Source organism: Vibrio hyugaensis (assembly GCF_002906655.1).
GTDB lineage: Bacteria > Pseudomonadota > Gammaproteobacteria > Enterobacterales > Vibrionaceae > Vibrio > Vibrio hyugaensis.
This window is the reverse complement of sequence record NZ_CP025795.1, coordinates 2017035-2039369: the sequence shown is the minus strand read 5'-3', so window position 1 is coordinate 2039369 and position 22335 is coordinate 2017035. Positions and strand designations below refer to the sequence as shown.

Here is a 22335-nt window from a genome sequence, read left to right as displayed (position 1 = left end):
TGTGCAACTGGTATATTATTTGCTAGGTTATCTAAGAATCGTTATTAAGATTCGATGACAGGTAAAATTGGGAACTTGATTGCCATATTTCTGTCATAAGTGATGAGTAAGTTGACCGTATCAACAAGATAAAAGCAGCTTTACTGGTCAAAAAATGACTGCAACGCTTCTACTTTTATCATTATGTTGTGAAATTAGTCACGGTTAATTGATTCGTTCCTCGATAGATTGAAGAGGAATACAACCTTAGACAATAAGCTCAAGATGAGCGTTACCTATATAGATGAGGGAGATTGCTATGAAAAAGATGAGAAGAGCTCAGCTACATCGTGTTCGAATCCAATACTGGAAAGACACAAAGACTGAGACTGCTAAAAAAGCATAGTAAACCATACTCAATGGCACTGAGCTGGCAATGGACGGATAACCTTCCATAAAATGCCAGCTCTAAAATTATCTAGCACATCCATACTTTCCAAGACTCTAAGCTTCCTGCTTTCCTAAACAAAGCTTCCAAAACAGCCAAACGTTCCACTCTTTCTAGCTTCATCATTTCAGCACAAAACCATAGCCTTAAATGCAAAAAAGCCAGTCCGAAGACCAGCTTTCTCATTACTTGCTCAACTCTGTTTGTTACAGAGTGATTCCGTAATTACAGGTAGTTTGCGTCAACCAGTTCGCCAGCTTTTGCGCTGCTTACTTCTGGGCGAGCTTGTAGCCAAGCTAGAACCTGTGCTTTTTGTTCTTCAGTTGCGCTTTCGTAACGCTCTGTTGAACATAGGAAGCCTTCAAACAGCTCTAGACCGCCGCCACCGAAGCAAAGGTTTAGGCCATCAATGTAGTCGATAAACTCATCAACGAATGCATCGTAACGGTCAAAGTCGTTGATGTCAGTCTCACAGCTGATCTCAAAACCTAGGATTGCGAATTCGCCTAGGAACAGCTTCTTGCGAAGACGACGATTTTTGTTATCGATTTTATCTAGTTTCATGATTATTTCTCGTAGATGATTTGAGTAAACCTTATACCTCCAAATCTAGCTCAGCCCAAGCAAAATCGAAAGTACATAGAATAGAGGGAGGATTTATAACATTTTCTAAACACAAAGTTCATAAAGATAGACTAGTTCTGTCACTTTTCTCTTCCAAACTTCCCTCGCTCACAAACCTATAATTCAACCTAACACTGGGAAAGCAACACCATGAGTAAGGAAACCTTCGACGCGACGCGTTACAACCAGAGTAATAACAAGCCTTTTGAAGAAGTACTGGAAGCGAGCCTATCTCGACGCAGTATCCTGAAAGGTGGCCTAGGTATCAGTGCGATGACCGCTTTTGGCGCATTTGGTCTATCAGGGTGTAACTCATCTGACTCGGGCACTTCTGCGGGGAGTGGTTCTGGCGTTTCAAGTGCAGTCCTCAATTTTGATTCGATTCCGGGCTCTCTGACGGATGCAGTATCGATTCCGCAAGGTTACGTAGCACAAGTATTGGTGCCATGGGGGACGCCTCTAAACGCACAAGGTAACGCTTGGAAAGACGACGGCAGCAACACAAGTACCGACCAGCTGAATGCATTGGGTATGCACCACGACGGCATGCACTTTTTCTCGCTAAACGACAGCGACACTGACGGCTTGTTGTGTATCAACCATGAGTACATTGATACCGCTGCTCTGCACCCAAGCGGTCCGACAGCTGTGGGCGGTGTGCGAACTATCGTCGATGAAGTTCGTAAAGAAATCAACGCACATGGTGTGTCTGTGGTTCGCGTTCAACTTGAAGACAACATGTGGAAGTTGGTGGATACCGATCCACTAAACCGCCGTTACACTGGCGCGACAGTCATGGATCTTTCTGGCCCTGTCGCGAATACAGAATTGACCGTAACTCGCTTCTCACAAGATGGCAGCCAAGCGCGCGGTACACTGAACAACTGTGGTAATGGTTTCACGCCTTGGGGGACTTACCTAACGTGTGAAGAGAATTGGCCGGGTTACTTCGTTAACGCTGGCGTTCGTACTGAAGAACAAGATCGTATTGGTGTCGATGACACTAGCACTCGTTACCTATGGGAAACGTTAGCGGGTAATGCCGAAGAGCGTTTGGACGAATTCACGCGATTCAATGTAGAACCAACAGGCGCAAGCGCATTGGACGATTACCGTAACGAGGCGAACGGTCATGGTTACATTGTTGAAATCGACCCTTACACGCAAAACTCACGTGCGAAGAAGCGTACTGCACTGGGGCGTTTCCGCCATGAAGGCTGTACATTCGGCAAGCTTGAAGAAGGCAAACCAGTGGTCTTTTACTCTGGTCACGACTCTCGCTTTGAGTACCTATACAAATTTGAATCTGCGGCAACGTGGGATCCTGCGGATGCTAACCCTGATAACCGCTTGGCGATGGGTGACAAGTACATGGATGAAGGCACGCTATATGTGGCGCGCTTCAACGAGGACAGCTCTGGTACTTGGTTACCATTGACGCTAGACAGCACGACAGTTTCTGGTGGTACTTTGGCAGATAGCTTCAATTCTCTAGCAGAAATCATCCTGAATACGGCGGGCGCAGCCGACCTTGTTGGCGCGACACCAATGGACCGCCCTGAGTGGTGTACTGTTGACCCATTCACAGGCTCGGTTTACCTGACGCTAACGAACAACACTAAGCGTACAGAGGAAACTAACCCTGCAAACCCACGTTTGAATAACAAGTTTGGTCACGTAATCCGTTGGGATGAAGGCGAAGCAGCAACAGACTTCACGTGGGATATTTTTGTGTTTGGTTCTCCAGCAAACGGTGATGCGGACACTAACCGTTCGAGCTTGACCGAGCTTAACCAGTTTGCGAGCCCAGACGGCTTAGCGTTTGACCCTCGCGGAATCCTATGGATTCAAACGGACAACGGTGCAGATGAAGTGACGTCTTACACCAATGACCAAATGCTTGCAGTTGTACCTTCAAAACTGACGGATGAAAACGGCACACAAGAAGTGATCGGTGCAGAAAACCAAGCTGAATTGAAACGTTTCTTTGTTGGCCCTAACGGCTGTGAAGTAACGGGCTTTACCATCAGCCCAGATTACAAATCGCTGTTTGTGAACATCCAGCACCCGGGTAACTGGCCATACAGCGACAATGCTGCAGAAGAAACACCTGCTGGGATGACACTGCGTCCACGTGCCGCGACGGTGGTTATTCGCCGTGAAGACGGTGGTGAAATCGGTGTTTAACCAATAGGTCATACGACTGAAAATCGGGAATAAGAAAAGCCCTGCGTTTGCAGGGCTTTGTTGTTTTCTATCTAAATAAACATGCACTTTACATCTAGACAAGTAACTTAGTTTTTGAGCGAGCCGCCCGCAGTGCGAATCACATCTTGATACCAGAAGAAGCTCTTCTTACGTTTACGTTCTAACGTACCTTGACCATCGTTGTGGCGATCAACATAGATGTAACCGTAACGTTTGCTCATTTCAGCGGTTGAGTTTGCGACCAAATCGATTGGTCCCCAACTGGTGAAGCCCATCAGCTCAACGCCATCAAGAATCGCTTCGTGTGCTTGTACAAGATGGTCGTTCAAGTAAGCGATGCGGTAATCATCTTGAATCTCACCGTTTTCATCGAGTTCATCACGCGCACCCAAGCCGTTTTCTACGACGAACAGTGGTTTTTGGTAGCGATCGTGAAGGAAGTTCAGCAGAACTCGAAGGCCTTTTGGATCGATCAACCAACCCCATTGGCTCTTCTCAAGATATGGGTTTGGTACGCTATCGACGATGTTACCCACTTCTTTCTGTTTCGGATCCGCACTTGCACAGCCACTTGCGTAGTAGCTGAATGAGATGAAATCGACACTTGCCGATGCGATCTCTTCTAAGTCGCCTGCTTCCATCTGAATTTCAATGCCATTTTCACGGAAGTAACGCTTCATGTAGCCAGGGTACTGACCACGTGTTTGTACATCACCGAAGAACAACCACTTGTTGTTTTCATGCATTGCAGCAAGCACGTCATCAGGGTTACAGGTGTATGGGTAGTTGATGGCGCCAAGCAGCATGTTACCAATCTTGCCGTTTGGTACGATTTGCTGACACAGTTTTACCGCTTTTGCGTTTGCGACTAGCTGGTGGTGAATCGCTTGGTAAATCTCTTGTTCACTGGCGTCTTCTTGCAAACCAACACCAGTAAATGGTGCGTGTAGAGACATGTTGATTTCGTTGAACGTTAACCACAGCTTCACTTTGTCTTTGTAGCGTTCCAGCACGGTGCGGGCATAACGTTCGAAGAATTCGATGACGCGACGATCGCCCCAACCGCCGTAATTTTCAACCAGTGCGTAAGGCATTTCGTAGTGAGATAAGGTCACGAAAGGTTGGATGTTATGCTTCGCCAGTTCATCAAAAATTTTATCGTAGAACGCCAAACCTTCTTCGTTAGGTTCTAGCTCGTCCCCGTTCGGGAAGATGCGGCTCCATGCCAAAGACAGGCGCAGACAGTTAAAGCCCATCTCTTTGAACAGCGCAATGTCTTCTGGGTAGCGATTGTAGAAGTCGATCGCCACGTCTTTAATACCCGGCGTACGCTCTTCACGGGTTTGATGCGGACTCAAAATACCGTTTGGCAGCATGTCTGATGTCGATAACCCTTTCCCCCCAAGGTTGTACGACCCTTCTACTTGGTTTGCAGCAATGGCACCGCCCCAAAGAAAATGTTCAGGAAACTTAATCATGTTTCTCACTCTTTATCGTTCGGAAGTTATTCGTTTTATTTGTTTGAGAATAGTGTAGGTCAAGGAGGGATTCTTGTATCGAGATCGTGTTTTTCTCAAACAGCGGGGATGCCTAGTTCTAATGATGATTTTGTAATCAATATCAACTTAAGCTGATTTGAACAATAAAGTGAAAGTCAGCCCATTTTGTTCATTCTTTTGCACGGTAATATGTCCGTTCATATCACGCATATTGTTGGCCGTAATCGCTAACCCCAGCCCCAATCCTTCACCAATTTTCTTTGAGGTTTGGAAGGGCTCGAACATGGATTCGAGCATCTCATCCGACACGCCGCAGCCATTATCACTGACGATCAGTTCGACCTGATTACCGGTTGGGTTGACGATCAAGTTGAGCTGCGGGTTGGTGGCGTTGTTCATTGCGTCTAGCGCATTCGAGACAAGATTACCGAGCACCTGAAGCAGCCGTTGTTCTTCACCCATGATGTTAGGTAAGTCATGAGGAACTCGAACACGCACATCCACCTTGTCTAATTGGGATTGATAAACGCGTAAGGTCTCTTCGAGTGCGGAGGTAAGAGAAATCGCTTGTAGGCTTTCTGGTTTGTTGTAGGCGAACGTCTTCAATTGGCTCGTCATGCTCGCCATACGATCAATCAGTTTTTGCACCAGCACATTGTTGGCTTTCATCATCTCTGTTTCGCCACGTTCTGCCAATAGCTCATTTGTCGTGAGAAGAGTGCGTAAGCCCGTCAGTGGTTGATTAAGTTCATGAGTAATCGCGCTCGACATGCGACCCAAGGCGGCCATTTTGCTTGATTCAATCAACTGGCTTTGTGCTTCTTTTAGCGCTTGAGTTCGCTCTTCTACCCGCTGCGCCAGTTCTTGGTTGATTTGTTGCAGCGATTGCTCGGCTTTTTTTCGCTTGCTGATGTCGATGATCGTCGCAAGGAAATACTGTTCGCCATGCCAAGGGAAACTGGTCAGCGAGAACAAGACAGGGAAGACGCTACTGTCACTGCGTCTGGCAATGGTTTCGACCGTACTGATCTCTGCAAGCTCTTTATGTTTAGGTAAATCCTTGAGCAACTTAAGTGTGGTGGAATTGGGATTGCCTGCGTCGAATAATTCCCAAGCAAAAGCATGTCGATTGACGCTTTCTGGTAAACAGAACAAACGCTTCGCCATTGGGTTGAGATCGAACAGTTGTCCTTGTTCATCAATCAATAGCAAACCAACGTGGGTCTTATTGATCATCTGTTTCAAGCGGCGTTGAGACTCTTCCAACAGAGCTTGAATTCTTTGTTGGTTGATGTGCTTTTGGCGGCGTTGTAAGCCAATGATGACGAGTAATACAACCAATAAGAGCAGCGCTGCTACGCTCCAACCAATCACATTGATGGTTTGTTGAATCGGCTGAGAAGGGGTGAGGTAGCTTACGTACCAATTCAAATCATCTAACTTTACGGTGTGCGCAAAATAGCGTTGCTGATTGAGCGTCCATAGGTTGATATTGGTGTTGTCGTACAAACGTTGAGTTTCTAATTGAACGGTGTTGCTTGGTTCGTTAAACCAATCAGCGTTGTAGAGAGAACTGCTTGATAAGAAAAAGCGTTGTTGTCGGTTTTGTAGCGTGATGATGTCTTGGCTGGTAATGGTCTGTTCGGTCAGCAAGCTTAGGTTAATTTGCACCACTACAATGCCCGCGATATCTAAACCGTCGTAAATAGGGGCTGCCAGATAATACAAGGGGCTTGAACCTTTGGTTTTGTTCACCAAAGAGACACCACCGGCTTGACTGTGAATTTGTTCCACAATCGCTTTTCGGTCAGACAGGCTAAAGCGCTCTTCGATTAAACTCGAGACCAATACTTCGCCAGAGTTAGACAGGATTAGCCAACCTTCGGTATTGGCAGCTTTATCGAGTTGAGTCAGTTGGGTTTGCAATGGCTCGTAATAAGTCAGATTCCCTTTCACAAACGCGATGGTTTCTGGATTGTTGGTGACGAGGTAAGGTAAGTGGTAGAAGCGTTTAAGTGCACGACGAACTTCACCGATATAGTCGAGCAGTTTTTGTTGAGCTTCGGTTTGAGTTTGCACACTCAACCATTGACGGGCGATTTCTCTACTGGCGCTATAGCAAGACAACATCAGCACTGCCGCAATTGCGACCATAAGCCATGTTTTGCCATTCCTTTTGCGCTGCATACTGACTCCATTTAGCTAATGCGTTCTCGCCGACAGTCATTAAAGAGTGCGCCTAACTGGTTGGATGTTAAAGACTTGTAAGCAAGAAGTGAGATCTAGCTCCTTTTCTCCTCAGTGGTTTTTGCTACCGTTAATAAAGAGTGATTTCTTTCCCACCCCATAAAGCAGGCAGTAACTCATGGCTTTTGACGATACCCCTAAAATTGCACTTATCGAAGACGATGACATTGTTCGTCAAGCTACCAGCCAATGGCTGCAACTGGCTGGGTTCGATGTGACCGCATTCAGTTTAGGCGAAGAGGGCAAAGCGGCCATTCTTAGCCAAGAATTTGATGCGATTGTCAGTGATGTTCGCCTGCCGGACACCGACGGCTTGTCGATACTAGAAAGCCTGATTGCCAATCACATTCCAACGCCGGTTATCTTGATCACCGGACATGGTGACGTCGATATGGCAGTAGGTGCATTACAAAACGGTGCGTTCGATTTTATCGAGAAACCTTTCCAACCTGAGCGCTTATCCCAACGAGTGACCGAAGCGGTCGAGAGCTATCGTGCACAAACTTCTACCCAAGATCGCCAAGAGTATCTATCTAGCGTTAGCGGCTTAGAAGAAGTGCTGATTGGGCGAAGCCGAGTGATGCAACAGCTTAGAGAACAAGTTGCCAAGTTAGCACGCATTGATACTAACGTGATCATTTACGGCGAAACAGGTTGTGGTAAAGAGCTGGTGGCGACCAGTTTGCATCATGAAAGCCAACGTAGAGCCCATCATTTTGTACCAATCAACTGTGGCGCTATTCCTGAGAACCTGTTTGAAAGTGAGCTGTTTGGGCACGAAGCAGGGGCATTTACTGGAGCGGGTAAAAAGCGCATTGGTAAATTGGAATACGCGGATAAAGGCACCTTATTCTTTGATGAAATCGAGAGTATGCCGCTATCTATGCAGGTGAAAGTGTTGCGTTCATTACAAGAACATACGGTAGAGCGCGTTGGGGGCAATCAACAGATCTCAGTTGATTTGAGAGTGATCGCCGCCGCGAAAGAAGATCTCAATGATCATGATGAGTTTCGTCAGGATTTGTATTATCGACTCAATGTAGCGCAGATCTATTTGCCACCGCTACGTGAGCGAGAAGAAGACGCGTTGATCTTGTTCGAACACTTTGCTTTAAAAAGTAACCCTGAGAGTCGTTCGCTGAGTGAAGCCGATAGAAAAGCCATTCTTGCTTACGCTTGGCCAGGTAACGTTCGTGAGTTGAGAAATGTAGCAATGCGGTTTGCATTAGACAATACGGTTTCAGTTATGGAAGTACTCTCTAGTCGGCCATCTTCCACGACCGAAGAAACCCAATCTGGCGTGCCGTTAGCTATTCAGTTACACAACTTTGAACGTAAGGTGCTGCATGATTCATTAGTTCGACATCAAGGCCGAATAGCGGATGTGATGGTCGAGCTAGATTTACCCCGCCGAACCCTCAACCAAAAGATGCAGAAGTTTGGTCTGAATCGATCTGATTACACATAGAAAAAACGGCTTCTGAGGAAGCCGTTTTATGTTGAAGTACTTGCCAATCTAGGCTTGGTTTACCAACTCGGTTTGTTGTTGGCTTGCCTTGCGGGTAAATACTACACCCACAATCACCATAGCAATCGTCGGAACAATCCAGCTTGCAAAGTAGTGGTACAGCGGCATGTTGCTGTCTAACCATTGGTTTGCTGCTTCTGGCATGTAACCTAGGATGTGCAGCGCATCAACACAACCAAACGCTAGAGCAGTGAGTGCGGTCGCTACTACCATGATTTGCGACATCTTGTTGCGCACTGGTGCCATGATCATCAACGCAATCGCTACAGGGTGAAGCGCCACAACCGCTGGCAATGTGATAGCCAATAGTTGCTCCAGACCTACGTTAGCGATCAAACCAGCCAATACCATGGTCGTGATCACGCAGCCTTTGTAGTTCACTTTGTTGAAAGTGTTGTCGTAAAACTCACTGCCTGCTGTGGTTACGCCGATAGCAGTAGTCAAACACGCCAATACCATCACGGCACCTAGTAATAGTGAGCCAAATGCGCCGAAGTGGCTGAAGGTGAACGCCGTTAAGATGTCGCCACCATTGCTGAACTCAGAACCCAAGTATGAGCTTGTCGAGCCAATGTAAGCCAATGAGATGTAAACAAATGCCATGGCAACCGCGTACATCAAAGCAGCAATTAGTGTGTATTTTGCAGTGGCTTTCGGACAATCCACACCCATGCTGCGAATCGCGCGGAAGATAATCCAACCAAAACCGATAGAGCCTAGTGCATCCATGGTCATGTAGCCTTGGGTCAAGCCTTCAGCAAATGCGCCAGATACGTATGGTCCCGTTGCGGCAGTTAGCTCGCCAGCAGGAGAAACCAAAGCTGTCACAGACATGATGATTAAGATACCCATCAATGCAGGCGTTAAGATCTTACCTAGGTTGTCGACCAACTTACCCGGATATAGGGCAAATAGAATGGTGATAGCACAGAAGGCAATAGTGAAAGGCACCAAAGCGGCATCACCAAACATTGGCGCAAAGCTGAATTGGTAAGCCACGGTAATCGCACGTGGGATCACGAACGCAGGACCGATCACGATAAATACCATTACCCAAAAACTGGTCGCCAAAGGTTTAGGTAGGGCAGCGGTTAATTTGTCTGAACCGTTTACGATAGCCACCATCACCAGTGCCATCGCAGGCAGACCTACACCCGTCAAGAGGAAGCCAGACATCCCGCTCAGAAAGTTTTCACCTGCTTGGTAACCCAAAAATGGAGGGAAGATCAGGTTACCCGCGCCTAAGTACATGGCGAAAGTCATGAAGCCCAAAGCGGCGATATTGCGTGCGCTTAACATTGTTATTCCTCTTATGTTTCGCTTGGATGAAACTGAAAGGAATGGGAGGAGTATGTGGTGTTCCCGTCAGCTTCTTCTCAAGCTGACAGAAAGTTTAGATATAGCCTGTCAGCTCTGAATCAGTTTCAGAGAGAGCAGGAGGATCGCAGCAGCAACGCCAGATGGGCGTTTTAAAGCGAATTGTAATTGCGCAGTTGCTGACATGGGTGATCCTTAATGACGAAAAAATACCAAGGAATACGTTTGCCTTGGCGTGTTGTTACCCTAACGAACATAGGGCTATTGGCACAACCCCGAAGTAGAAAATAAGTTGATACGGTCAATGTTTGTTTCTGAACTGGTGGATCGAACTGCTTTTTTAATTCAAAATTAGAATAAATGACTTTTCATTTCTGTAACATGGCTTGTTTTGCTGTATTTTTGTGCTATTTGTAGTCGTTTAGGCTATAAACCCCCGCTGATAAAGTGAGCAGTTTAGAATGATGCGCTTTTTCTTCTTATTGTTAAGACGCTCATTAGTTGCAGTTCAACCTAAAATCACGTCGGCAAAATATTGCTTATTAGCGAATTAGGCATTTGTTTCGTGTTGGTCACATTTCATTAACCTTTTGCGATCTAGGCGTGCAACCTTCTTCTCTTCAATGAGCAAGATCTTGCTCATTACTTTGCTATCAAATCAGCATGATTTTGCTCATTCTTGATGTCTTTCAGCGCTTAGTTCAATAAATACAAAGGGTTAAAAGTTGGCATTTCAATTGCTCTAGGGAATGTATTGTTAATAAAGATTTAACATGATGTAAATCCCCAATCGTGAAACGACTACACGGAGAGTAATAATGAAAATGAATAAGCTGGTAAAAGCTTTGGCTGTCGCTGTGACTTCTTTTGGTATTGCTGCTAACGCTGCGGCAGAAGATCGTAGCTACATTCTTGCAACGGCATCGACAGGTGGTACTTACTACCCTGTGGGCGTAGCACTGGCGACGTTAAGCAAAGTGAAATTGGCACCAAAGCACCACTTCTCCCTTTCTGCAATCAGCTCTGCGGGCTCTGGTGAAAACGTTAAACTGCTGAACGAAAACGAAGCACAGTTCGCGATTCTGCAAGGTCTTTACGGTGCATGGGCTTGGTCTGGTGAAGGTCCTTATGAGAAGAGCGGTCGCCAAGAGCAGCTGCGTTCAGTCTCTATGCTGTGGCAAAACGTTGAGCACTTTATTGTTCGTTCTGACTTAGCAAAAACGGGCACAGTGACTGACCTGAACAACCTAGATGGCAAGAAGTTTTCTATCGGTAAGAAGAACTCAGGTACTGAAAACTCTGGTCGCCAAATCATGAAAGGTCTGAAGGTAGACCCTGATAAATTCAATCTTGCTTACATGGGCTACGGCGGCAGCGCGAGCGCACTTCAAAACGGTACCATTGACGGCATGAACACGCCTGCAGGTGTACCTGTTGGTGCGGTTACTCAAGCTTTTGCTGCGCTGGGTAAAGACATTTCGATTCTCTCGTTTACTGACGAGCAAATCAAAGAGGCGAACGGCAATTACAACCTATGGACGAAGTACGAAATTCCTGCGAACACGTATCCTGGTCTAGATAAGCCGATCACTACCATTGCACAGCCGAACTTCTTGGCTGTTCGTGAAGATATCTCGGAAGAAGACGTTTACCAACTAACCAAAGCGATCTACGAGAATCTGCCTTTCCTACAAGGTATCCACAAAGCAACAAAAGCAATGGCGATTGAGAAAGCGATCGCTGGCTTGCCAGTGCCTCTTCACCCAGGCGCGGCGCGTTACTACAAAGAAATGGGCATCGAAATCCCATCAGATCTAATGGCGAAATAACGCTAACTTGGCCCCGAGTTTCGGCTCGGGGCATTTTATCCCTACCGATTTCAAAGATGGAAAAAGCCGCCAGAGCTTGGAGTATGAGATGAGCGACTCAATAGAAAAGGAATTGCAGAAGTTTGAGCTGCCCACGCGCACTGATTTTCCGTGGGTAACCACCACAATCACAGTGTTTGGCGTGGTGTTGTCTGCTTTGCACATTTGGTTTAATACCTTATCGACGCTACCAGAGTTATGGATTTCCGCGACCCACTTTGCTGGCTTTGCGGTGATTTGTGCGCTTTGGTATCCGGCTCATATCTCTCTCAAGCAGAGTAAGATTGCACTCGGCATTGATGTGTTTATTGCCATGGGTGCGGTCGCGTGTTTGCTCTACATTCCTTATGCCGAAGATGCGCTGTACGAACGCGGTGTGAAGTTCGTGACCAGCGATTGGGTCTTCGCCATCATGGCAATTTTGATTGTTATCGAACTGATTCGACGCACCATGGGCTGGTTTATTCCAGTGCTGATTGTTGTGTGTCTCAGTTACGTAGTGCTTTGGGGTAAGTGGGCAACAGGTATTTTCCATTTCCCGGGTTTGAGCATGGAAACCTTGCTCTACCGCAGCTTCTATTCTTCTGAGGGCATGTTTGGCTCTATCTCGCGCATTAGTTGGACTTTCGTATTCATGTTCATTCTGTTTGGTGCGTTTCTTGTGCGCTCTGGTGTCGGTGATTACATCATCAATGTGGCATGTGCTGCGGCAGGCAAAATCATCGGCGGTCCGGGTTTTATTGCGGTGATTGGCTCGGGATTGATGGGCTCAGTATCTGGCTCTAGTGTGGCAAATACGGTTTCAACCGGTGTTATCAGTATTCCTTTAATGCAAAAAGCAGGTTTCCCTTCGCGCTTTGCGGCGGGTGTTGAAGCTGCAGCGTCAACAGGTGGTCAGTTGATGCCACCAGTGATGGGCGCGGGTGCTTTCATCATGGCGTCTTACACACAAATTCCTTATGTTGATATCATTGCGGTTTCTTTCATTCCTGCTCTTATCTATTTCTTGTCTGTGGCGTTCTTTGTGCGTATTGAAGCCAAACGCAGCGGCGTTCAAAAAATCACGACCAGCGATGAATCTCTACTGAAAGTGTTGATCAGCGGTTGGCACAACCTTATCCCACTGGCGGTATTGGTTACTCTTTTGGTTCAAGGCTTTACGCCAACTTACGCTGCGGGTTTGTCGATCATCTCAGTGGTCGTGGCTTCTTGGTTTTCGAAAGATCATAAGATGGGACCAAAAGCGATCATCGAAGCGCTATCGCAAGGCGCGAAAAACATGGCGACGACTGCCGTATTGCTGGTGGGTATTGGTTTGGTGATCAACGTGATCAGTACAACAGGCATCGGCAACACCTTCTCATTGATGATCGACGGTTGGGCGAATGGCGACTTGTTCATCATGATCGTTCTGATTGCACTCGCTTCTCTTGTTTTGGGTATGGGTTTACCCGTGACAGCGGCGTATATTGTATTGGGCACACTGTCTGCCCCTGCGCTTTACAAGTTGATTGCGGAAAACCAATTGCTTGAATTGATGGTGTCAGGTCAATTGCCTGAACAAGCAAAAGCCATCTTTATGTTGGCGGCGCCAGAAAAGCTGGAACTGCTTAATGCACCAATGGCGTTGGAAACCGCGAAAGAAATGGTGGCGTTAGTACCTGCGGACTTTATGGAAACCCTACTAGAGCAAAGTCTGGGTATGGAAGCAGTAGGTTTGGCATTGCTGGCTGCTCACCTCATCATCTTCTGGTTATCGCAAGACAGCAACGTTACGCCTCCAGTCTGTTTGACCGCCTTTGCTGCGGCAACCATTGCTAAAACACCGCCAATGCGTACCGGTTTGATGGCGTGGAAAATCGCCAAAGGTTTGTATCTTGTCCCGCTGTTGATTGCTTACACAGGCTTGGTCAGTTGGGATGTGACGTCGGTGATTACCGTGGGCTTTTTTGCCATCATCGGTACCTATGCATTGATTGGTGCGATTGAAGGTTACTTGGAAGGTCCTCTAAACATTCTGACGCGTCTCTTGTTGGTAGTGGTAGGTACATTGCTGGTTTGGCACGACATCCCAATGTTGGTTCGTGTGGCAAGCTGCGCGGTATTTGTCGCGGTGTTTATTTACAGTGGTCGCAAGTTCAAATTGCAACAATCTCAACTATCGGTTTTATAAGAGGTCGTATGAAATCAGTCTATGACTACATCATTGTTGGTGGCGGTATCGTTGGTGTGTCGACAGCGTGGCAACTGCAGCAACGTCATCCAGACAAATCCATTTTATTGGTTGAGAAAGAGTCCGGTTTTGCCAAGCACCAAACCGGACACAATAGCGGCGTGATTCATGCCGGGGTGTACTATGCACCGGGCAGCTTAAAAGCCGATTTTTGTAAGCGTGGGGTAGAGCGAACCATTTCGTTCTGCGCTGAGCACGATATTCCGGTGGAGAACTGTGGCAAGTTACTGGTTGCGACCAATGAGCAAGAAGTCGAACGCATGAATGCCCTCTATGAGCGCTGCCATGTAAACGGTATCGACGTAAAGCTACTCGATGAAGTTCAACTCAAGCTAGCTGAGCCAAACATCACAGGCTTGGGTGCGATTTATGTCAAAACCACTAGTATTGTCGATTATCGTTTGGTCACTGAGCAAATGGCGGAAGAGTTCAAAAAGCTCGGCGGGCAAATTAGCCTGAGAACCAAAGTGGTGGCTGCCGAAGAGAAGGATGAAGAAGTTCAACTGACCTGCATCTCAGACGGGCAAACCATGCAGCTCAATGCCAAATTCTTGGTCACTTGCAGCGGCTTGATGGCGGATCGTATGACTAAGATGATGGGTATTCCAACTGACTTTCAGATCATCCCTTATCGTGGTGAATACTACCGCTTAGATAGCAAACACGACCAAGTGGTGAATCATCTTATTTACCCAATTCCCGACCCTGATTTGCCATTCTTGGGCGTCCACCTGACTCGCATGATTGATGGCAGTGTGACTGTTGGTCCAAACGCGGTGCAAGGCTGGAAGCGAGAAGGGTACGACAAGGTTAACTTTAGCCTACAAGATACCATGCAAATGCTTAGTTTCTCCGGTTTCTGGAAAGTGACACAAAAGCATCTTAAAACCGGATTGGATGAGTTTAAGAACTCTTGGTGGAAGCCGGGTTATCTCAAATTGGTCAACAAATATTGTCCTAGTATCAAGGTCGAAGATCTCAAACCATATCCTGCGGGTATTCGCGCGCAAGCGGTGTTATCTGATGGAACCTTGGTTCATGACTTCTTGTTTGCCGAGAGCGCAAGAAGCCTGCATGTTTGCAACGCCCCCTCTCCCGCAGCGACATCTGCAACGCCCATCGGAGAGTACATTTGCGATAAAGTGAATGAGAAGATAGAAGCGAAAACCGAGACGGTTTAACAGTAAAAAACCAAACTAAAAGTACACTATACCCAAGTGACTTCAAGATGCAGGATTCAGAGCGTTGTCATTGATTCGATGGCAAGGAAAACAATGCCGTGTAATAGCCAGCTCTTTCCAAGTTGTTTGACGCAGTAATCGAGTCAATGACACGCTCCCGAAGGGCGAGTTGACTTGGCTCGTATACTTTGTTGTCGATTCTTGATTTAGACCCACTAGACCTTTAAATCGCCGCCGCGTCTACAACCCAAGTCATTCTCGCTGAACCAAGCATCTCGAGGTTACTTGGGTATAGAACAAACAATGACTCTATTTGTTGGGTTATTAGTGTTGGGTGTGCCGGAAGTTTGGCTTTTACTTTGGTGGTTGGGTAACTTCCTTCTTATGATACTCGGGTTTATCAGGAGAGGGATGGATGAAATTAGGATTAGCTAATCACAAAGTAGACGTCGTTAAACATGACCCAGCATGGCGACAGGAGTTTGCACGTTGTCGCTCTGAACTGGCGTTAGTGACAGAGATTGCGCCAACTAGAATCGAGCATATTGGCAGTACTGCCATTTTGGATATGCCTGCCAAACCTATTCTCGATATGGTGCTAGGTATTGAGCATTTTCCTCATGTTTCTCCAAAGCTGAGCGATGCCCTTAAAGATGTGGGTTTCCTGCGTTTGAAAGTGGAAAAGCCAGAAGAAATTGTCTTTGCGAAATTCAACGATGATTCTTATCAAGTCAAAACACACTATCTGCACCTCACTCAGTATCGAGGGCAGTTGTGGCGAGACTGGATTCAATTTCGAGATAGACTAAATGAAAGTGCTGAGCTTAGAAGTGAGTACTTAGCTCTGAAGCTTTCTTTGGTGGAGCACACTGAAATTACCATCGAAAAATACACAGACGCCAAAGCAGCGTTTGTGAAGAAAGTCATCTCGACATAAAACAAAGGCGACGTAACTGTCGCCTTTATTGTATTTGAATCTGGGAATTAGGAGTTGCCATCTTTAGGGCAGAGTTCGCCCTTCTTGGCGTGCCTCTCGATCATGTAATCGCCGCGAGCACTGTGCAGGACAATCGCGTTCCAGACTTCTCCATCTTTAAGCTCAAACTCCATCGCATAGTGCGTTCCGCCGACGATTTGAGTTCTCACATCATTGATTTGTTTTAACTTATCTGTCGCATTCATTTGATGCAGAATCATGCTGAGAGAGCGCTCGGCATCCGGTGTCACTTTCGCCACTTGCCAACCTCCAGGGACACCACCCTGTGAGCCACAGATGGCTTGCATTTTCTTCTTCAAACCAGGAGACATTTGCTTGTCTACGGCCAATGCGTTACCCGCAAATGAAAAAGCGGCCAACGACATCATCGCGGTCCACATCATCCTTAACTTCATAATCCACTCCATTGTTTTGTTATTGATTGAGTATAAGCACGCCTTTCACGGTTTACATAATCGCAAGGTCTTCTGTGCCAACAGATAAATACGTAATGAGGGAGTTAAACAGGCTAAAAACGATCGCTTTTGATAGCGGCTCGTAACATTCTTTAGAGGAGGAGACGTTATGAGTCTGAAGCATTATTTTGAAAAGGTCTCACCAAAGTTTGAACCGGGAGGCCAATACCACAAGTTCTACCCACTCTTCGAAGCTGTTGAAACCCTTTTTTACACGCCAGGTAAGGTGAACCACGGTGTTACCCATGTTCGAGACAGCATCGATTTAAAGCGCATCATGATCATGGTGTGGTTAGCCGTATTCCCTGCGATGTTTTGGGGCATGTATAACATCGGCCAGCAATCCAGCGATGCTTTGCTTTATGGTCTTGACCAAGCTGCCGCGCAACAAGCCATTGATGCCTCTTGGGGCCTGAGTTGGGTTTGGGGTTCAGTAGAAGCTGCGAGCCAAGCGGGTTGGGCAAGCAAAATGCTGGTCGGTGCAACCTACTTTTTGCCTGTCTACGCGACTGTATTTGTGGTTGGCGGCTTCTGGGAAGTGCTGTTCGCTATCGTCCGTAAGCACGAGGTGAATGAAGGCTTCTTTGTTAGCTCTATTCTGTTTGCGCTAATTCTCCCGCCAACCATCCCATTGTGGCAAGCCGCGTTAGGTATCACTTTTGGTATTGTGGTGGCGAAAGAAATCTTCGGTGGTACGGGACGTAACTTCCTAAATCCCGCATTGGCAGGGCGTGCGTTCTTATACTTCGCTTATCCAGCTAATATGTCTGGCGGCGCAGTTTGGGTCTCGGCTGACGGCTATTCTGGTGCAACCCCCCTCAGCCAATGGTACGAAGGTGGTCAGAGCGCTTTGATCAACAACATGACAGGCCAGCCTATCTCTTGGATGGATGCTTTCGTTGGTAATTTGCCGGGTTCTATGGGGGAAGTATCGACCCTGCTGATCGCGCTCACAGGTCTGGTGCTGATCTTTATGAAGATCGCGTCGTGGCGGATTGTTGCTGGTGTCTTTGTTGGCTTGACCGCGACGTCGCTATTGCTTAATTCGATTGGTTCAAATACGAACCCCATGTTCTCTATGCCTTTCTATTGGCACTTTGTGATTGGTGGCGTCGCGTTCGGTACGTTCTTTATGGCGACAGACCCAGTATCGGCTGCATTCACCAACGGTGGCAAGTGGGCTTACGGGATCTTAATTGGTGTGATGACGATATTTATCCGCGTACTCAATCCAGCCTATCCGGAGGGCATCATGTTAGCGATTTTGTTTGCCAACTTGTTTGCTCCATTGTTCGACTACATGGTCAAAGAGAGCAGCATTAAGCGCAGAATGAAAAGGGCAAGACCTTCGTAAAATGAGGTGAGCTTCACTGAAGTTTGATTGAAAACTGCACTATATTGAAAAGGTCAGGGACATGGGGTTTCTGGCTTTTCTTTTTATCAGGAGGACGAAGACGATGAGAATCAAGAATATTCTTGATAGCCGTTTGGTGCTGTCGTTCTGGTACAACCTAGACTTCTGCCTGTCTCTTCTTAGTAAAATTTCTGTTCGTTAATTTCCTCAATGCTCTCGCATTGAAAAGCAATTTATCTGTTTGTTTTACTCTTCGCTTAAGTGCGTAGGGTCATGCGTATAAGGAAATTAAAAATGAAACGTATCCCAGAACCGTTCCGTATCAAAATGGTTGAGCCAATCAAAATGACGACCTTGGCTGACCGTGAAATTGCCTTGGAAAAAGCGGGTTTTAACCCATTTCTTCTTCGTAGTGATGATGTTTATATCGATTTGCTGACTGACTCTGGCACTGGTGCTATGAGTGACAATCAGTGGGCAGGCATCATGATGGGTGATGAGTCCTACGCGGGGAGTCGCAACTACTACAACTTGTGTGATGCGGTAGAGCACTTCTTTGGTTACAAGCTGACGGTGCCTGCTCACCAAGGCCGTGGTGCCGAGCAAATCTTATTCCCAGCCTTGATTGAGCGTATGCGTCAGGTTCGCGGTGGTGAGACGCCAGTGTTTATATCAAATTACCACTTCGACACCACAGCGGGCCACATTGAGCTCAATGGCGGTAAAGCGATTAACGTGGTAACAGAAGAAGCATTCGACACTACCACGCCATACGACTGGAAGGGGAACTTTGACCTTAATAAGCTGGTGGCAACGATTGAAGAACATGGTTCTCACAACATCTGTGCGATCATCACAACGGTCACGTGTAACAGCTCAGGCGGTCAGCCTGTGTCGATGGAAAACATGCGCAGCGTGTACGAAATCGCAACCAAGTACGACATTCCAGTGGTGATTGATTCGGCTCGTTACTGTGAGAACGCTTACTTTATCAAGCAACGCGAAGCGGGTTACGAGACCAAATCGATTCTCTAAATCATCCGCGAGATGTACCAATACGGCGACATGCTCACTATGTCAGCGAAGAAAGACCCAATGGTAAACATTGGTGGTATGTGTTGTATTCGCGATCATCAAGAGCTGTTCCAAGCGGTTCAAACACGATGTGTACCGATGGAAGGTTTTGTAACTTACGGTGGTATGGCTGGCCGTGATATGGAAGCCTTGGCTCGTGGTCTGTATGAAGGTGCGGATGGGGATTACCTTCACTACCGCATCAGCCAAGTGCAATACTTGGGTGAGCGTCTGCGCGAGGGTGGTATTCCAATTCAATATCCAACGGGTGGTCATGCCGTGTTTGTTGACGCAGCGAAAATCCTACCTCATATACCCGCGGATCAATTTCCTGCACAAGTGTTGTGTAATGCTTTGTACTTAGAAGCGGGGATTCGTGCAGTAGAGATTGGTTCACTGTTGCTTGGTCGAGATCCGGATACGGGTGAACAGAAAGCATCAGAACTCGAATTGATGCGCTTGACCATCCCGCGTCGCGTCTACACCAACGATCATATGGACTACATCGCCGATGCAATCATTGAGTTGAAGGACCGAGCGCATGAGTTGAAGGGGTTAACCTTTGATTACGAGCCGCCTGTGCTTCGTCACTTTACGGCACGCTTTCGCGAGCTGGATTGATCGAGAAAACGTTATGTTTCGATAAGCAAGAGGCCGCGAAATTCGTGGCCTTTTAGAATTTGGCTTACAACGTCAATGGTATGTTTATATCAATCAAACTTACGCTAACTCGAGTGAGATACGTACAAATTGTTCGTCTTGATATTGCACTTCATAATTGAAGGTGTTGCTGGCGTAAATGCTACCTAAGAACAGTGAACGTTGACTCATTGGGCCACGGAAAAGCATCGAAATAGGTACGATCATGGCGTTATTATCATCGAAGTGTTGGTTTAAGTTGTCAGAGAGGACACACAGTAAGCAGCCATGCTGGTCGTGTGATAAATCGACATCTTCAGGACGAGAGAGCAGTACGGTCGTACCGAGTTTTTTCTCTACTTCGTTAATCAGTAGCAAGTAACTATCGAGGTGAGGTTGCGGATTGCTCGGTTTATTCGCACCCACACAGCGTTCAAGCAAAGCTTCAAGGTTGCCATTTTCCCCTTTTGCCTGTTGAGTCAGAGACTTTAATGGCTTTTTAATCAGTTTGTAGCGATTGCTTTTTAGTTTCGGCTTTAACCACTTCTGGAGCAGGTCGTTACGTTCTTTTAAGGGAATAGGTCGCGAGGACGCATGGAGTTTGAAGTGCAGGTGTAATAGGGCGTGCACTGCAAGCTCGCTTAGAAGTTGGTTAGCATCAGCGGATTGTCTTGCCTGCTTAGAACTTTGCATTACACTCTAAATTTCTTATAGGAAGAATAATGGTGCCGAGAGAGGGACTCGAACCCTCACACCTAAGGCACTAGCACCTCATGCTAGCGTGTCTACCAATTTCACCATCTCGGCATCATGATGCTCTGAATACACAGAGGCTTCGGAAAGAAGCGTTCCAAATTGTATATCCAAAATCCATAGATTGGCGAGAGCAAAATTACTCATTTTTGGACTTTGGTGTTCGATTGAACATTTATTGTCCGTTTTTGGCCGTTTCACCATGCGTTCCCCTCTTAATACCCCTATTTTCACTACAAGTATGAACACAAATTAGCATTCTTGCGCAAAAAATGAACGCTTGAACGTTTGCGTAAATAAATGTGATGAAACTCTCGTTTTGATGGCTATACTTGCGACCCGTTTAAGCGGGAATTAGGGTTCGTTGTTCAGGACCCTTACCCATACAAGCCGTCACATGGAGCGGGATGAGTCGAATACTCTCCAGCAGTGAATGACCCCACGGACCGGACCAGCTAAGTTCAATTGCTTGTATAAGGTAAAAATAAGATGTCGAACTATCCGTTCTGTCGCCATGTTAGATCTACGAGTGCCTTGTCACTCGATACGTTGTCCCTTTCTTTTGCCAATTCCTTTGGCGTTTCTTTCTTTTTCAACGTTCAGTAGGTCTGATTCATGAGTGTTCTATTTAGTTTATTTGGTATTGTTGCACTACTAGGTTGTGCGTTCCTACTGTCAGAGAGCCGTTCTTCAATCAATTGGAAAACCGTTTCTCGTGCTTTGTTGCTCCAAATGGGTTTTGCTGCTCTAGTGCTTTACTTCCCTTGGGGACAAGCCGCGTTGGCCAGTTTGAGTAGTGGCGTTGCGGGTCTTTTAAGTTTTGCTGATGAAGGGATCAAATTCCTCTTTGGTGACCTTGCTTCTACTGGTTTTATCTTTGCTGTCCGCGTTCTTCCTATCATCATTTTCTTCAGCGCTCTTATCTCTGCCCTTTACTACTTGGGTATCATGCAAAAAGTGATTCAATTTATCGGCGGTGCTATCCAAAAGTTTTTGGGTACCAGCAAAGCAGAATCATTGGTTGCAACAGGTAACATCTTCCTATCCCAAGGCGAATCACCACTTCTTATCCGTCCATTTCTACAAAACATGACCCGCTCTGAGCTGTTTGCGGTAATGGCTGGTGGTATGGCGTCAGTCGCAGGTAGTGTTTTGGGTGGTTACGCAGGTCTAGGTGTAGAGTTGAAATACCTAATCGCGGCTAGTTTCATGGCGGCGCCTGGTAGTTTATTGATGGCAAAAATCATCGTGCCTGAGCGTCAAACCCCAAGTGATTACAACAACATCGAGCTGGATAAATCAGAAGAAAGCAACGTAATCGATGCGCTAGCTAGTGGTGCGATGGGTGGTATGAAAGTTGCCGTTGCGGTCGGTACGATGCTTATTGCCTTCGTGAGTGTAATTGCGATGGTAAACACGGGTTTAGAAAACTTAGGTGAAATGTTCGGTTTTGCTGGCATCACACTACAGGCTATTTTCGGTTACCTATTTGCACCTCTAGCATGGTTGATTGGCGTTCCGGGCCACGAAGTACTTGCAGCGGGCTCTTACATCGGTCAGAAAATCGTAATGAACGAATTCGTCGCATTTATCGACTTCGTACAACATAAAGCGACACTGACTGAGCACACGCAAATTATCATTACTTTTGCTTTGTGTGGCTTTGCCAACATCGGTTCGATTGCGATTCAACTTGGTTCAATTGGTGTGATGGCACCAGAGCGTCGTAAAGACGTAGCAAATATGGGATTGAAAGCGGTAGCAGCAGGTACCCTAGCAAACCTAATGAGCGCTTGTTTAGCTGGTATCTTTATTTCTCTTTAAGGGATGCCCGCACATAAAAATAAATCAAAACCCGCTTCTACAGCGGGTTTTTGTTTATAAAACGCTTGAATGAGAGGTTGCTTAAATATTTAAGAGTACATTGATCT

At 46.6% G+C, this 22335-nt stretch carries 14 protein-coding genes, 1 tRNA gene and 1 pseudogene; 9 read left to right on the top strand and 7 right to left on the bottom strand.

Going from position 1 to position 22335, the window contains the following annotated elements:
* Positions 1 to 652: 652 nt before the first annotated feature.
* The gene (locus tag C1S74_RS26155) at positions 653 to 991 is read right to left on the bottom strand and encodes a YggL 50S ribosome-binding family protein (RefSeq protein ID WP_005438242.1); all 339 of its coding nucleotides are present in this window, start codon (positions 989 to 991) and stop codon (positions 653 to 655) included.
* Positions 992 to 1201: 210 nt separating this feature from the next.
* Here C1S74_RS26155 and C1S74_RS26150 point away from each other — a divergent pair, with 210 nt between their 5' ends.
* Positions 1202 to 3238 carry a PhoX family protein gene (locus C1S74_RS26150; protein ID WP_045398869.1) on the top strand — a complete coding sequence of 679 codons (2037 nt, stop codon included), beginning with the start codon at positions 1202 to 1204 and terminating at the stop codon, positions 3236 to 3238.
* A 107-nt stretch (positions 3239 to 3345) separates the two neighbouring features.
* On the opposite strand, the gene C1S74_RS26145 is transcribed toward C1S74_RS26150, so the two are convergent.
* Both C1S74_RS26145 and C1S74_RS26140 read right to left on the bottom strand, forming a co-directional pair.
* On the bottom strand, positions 3346 to 4737 hold the full coding sequence (locus tag C1S74_RS26145) for a glycoside hydrolase family 1 protein (RefSeq protein WP_045398867.1): 1392 nt from the start codon (positions 4735 to 4737) through the stop codon (positions 3346 to 3348).
* 147 nt (positions 4738 to 4884) lie between these two features.
* A complete protein-coding gene (locus tag C1S74_RS26140) occupies positions 4885 to 6945 on the bottom strand; it encodes a sensor histidine kinase (RefSeq protein ID WP_045398866.1) in 2061 nt (686 codons plus the stop codon).
* A gap of 178 nt (positions 6946 to 7123) precedes the next feature.
* On the opposite strand from C1S74_RS26140, the gene C1S74_RS26135 reads away from it, so the two are divergent.
* Positions 7124 to 8473 (top strand): sigma-54-dependent transcriptional regulator, encoded by a 1350-nt coding sequence (locus C1S74_RS26135; RefSeq protein WP_045398864.1) that lies wholly within the window; start codon positions 7124 to 7126, stop codon positions 8471 to 8473.
* Between the two features lie 48 nt (positions 8474 to 8521).
* On the opposite strand, the gene brnQ is transcribed toward C1S74_RS26135, so the two are convergent.
* On the bottom strand, positions 8522 to 9832 hold the full coding sequence (brnQ, locus tag C1S74_RS26130; protein ID WP_045398863.1) for a branched-chain amino acid transport system II carrier protein: 1311 nt from the start codon (positions 9830 to 9832) through the stop codon (positions 8522 to 8524).
* Between the two features lie 836 nt (positions 9833 to 10668).
* Here brnQ and C1S74_RS26120 point away from each other — a divergent pair.
* From C1S74_RS26120 to C1S74_RS26105, 4 genes are all read left to right on the top strand, one after another.
* Positions 10669 to 11679, top strand: a complete 1011-nt coding sequence (locus C1S74_RS26120) for a TAXI family TRAP transporter solute-binding subunit (RefSeq protein WP_005374185.1) — start codon at positions 10669 to 10671, stop codon at positions 11677 to 11679.
* 88 nt (positions 11680 to 11767) lie between these two features.
* Positions 11768 to 13891, top strand: coding sequence for a TRAP transporter permease (locus C1S74_RS26115; protein ID WP_045398861.1), 2124 nt, complete (start codon positions 11768 to 11770; stop codon positions 13889 to 13891).
* Positions 13892 to 13899: 8 nt separating this feature from the next.
* Positions 13900 to 15132, top strand: a complete 1233-nt coding sequence (gene lhgO / locus C1S74_RS26110) for an L-2-hydroxyglutarate oxidase (RefSeq protein WP_045398860.1) — start codon at positions 13900 to 13902, stop codon at positions 15130 to 15132.
* Positions 15133 to 15547: 415 nt separating this feature from the next.
* The gene (locus C1S74_RS26105; RefSeq protein ID WP_045398858.1) at positions 15548 to 16069 is read left to right on the top strand and encodes a GrpB family protein; all 522 of its coding nucleotides are present in this window, start codon (positions 15548 to 15550) and stop codon (positions 16067 to 16069) included.
* A 47-nt stretch (positions 16070 to 16116) separates the two neighbouring features.
* On the opposite strand, the gene C1S74_RS26100 is transcribed toward C1S74_RS26105, so the two are convergent.
* Positions 16117 to 16524: a cystatin gene (locus tag C1S74_RS26100; RefSeq protein ID WP_045398857.1), complete on the bottom strand. Its 408-nt coding sequence runs from the start codon at positions 16522 to 16524 to the stop codon at positions 16117 to 16119.
* Between the two features lie 169 nt (positions 16525 to 16693).
* Between C1S74_RS26100 and C1S74_RS26095 the strand changes: the two genes are divergently transcribed.
* On the top strand, positions 16694 to 17938 hold the full coding sequence (locus C1S74_RS26095) for an NADH:ubiquinone reductase (Na(+)-transporting) subunit B (RefSeq protein ID WP_045398856.1): 1245 nt from the start codon (positions 16694 to 16696) through the stop codon (positions 17936 to 17938).
* 294 nt (positions 17939 to 18232) lie between these two features.
* Positions 18233 to 19633 (top strand): annotated as a pseudogene (locus C1S74_RS26090) (tryptophanase).
* A 99-nt stretch (positions 19634 to 19732) separates the two neighbouring features.
* Here the strand turns inward: C1S74_RS26090 and C1S74_RS26085 are convergent.
* The gene (locus C1S74_RS26085) at positions 19733 to 20344 is read right to left on the bottom strand and encodes a DUF2913 family protein (protein ID WP_045398854.1); all 612 of its coding nucleotides are present in this window, start codon (positions 20342 to 20344) and stop codon (positions 19733 to 19735) included.
* 30 nt (positions 20345 to 20374) lie between these two features.
* Positions 20375 to 20458 (bottom strand) — tRNA-Leu (locus C1S74_RS26080).
* Between the two features lie 561 nt (positions 20459 to 21019).
* On the opposite strand from C1S74_RS26080, the gene C1S74_RS26070 reads away from it, so the two are divergent.
* Positions 21020 to 22228, top strand: coding sequence for a NupC/NupG family nucleoside CNT transporter (locus tag C1S74_RS26070; RefSeq protein WP_038875278.1), 1209 nt, complete (start codon positions 21020 to 21022; stop codon positions 22226 to 22228).
* Positions 22229 to 22335: the final 107 nt, after the last annotated feature.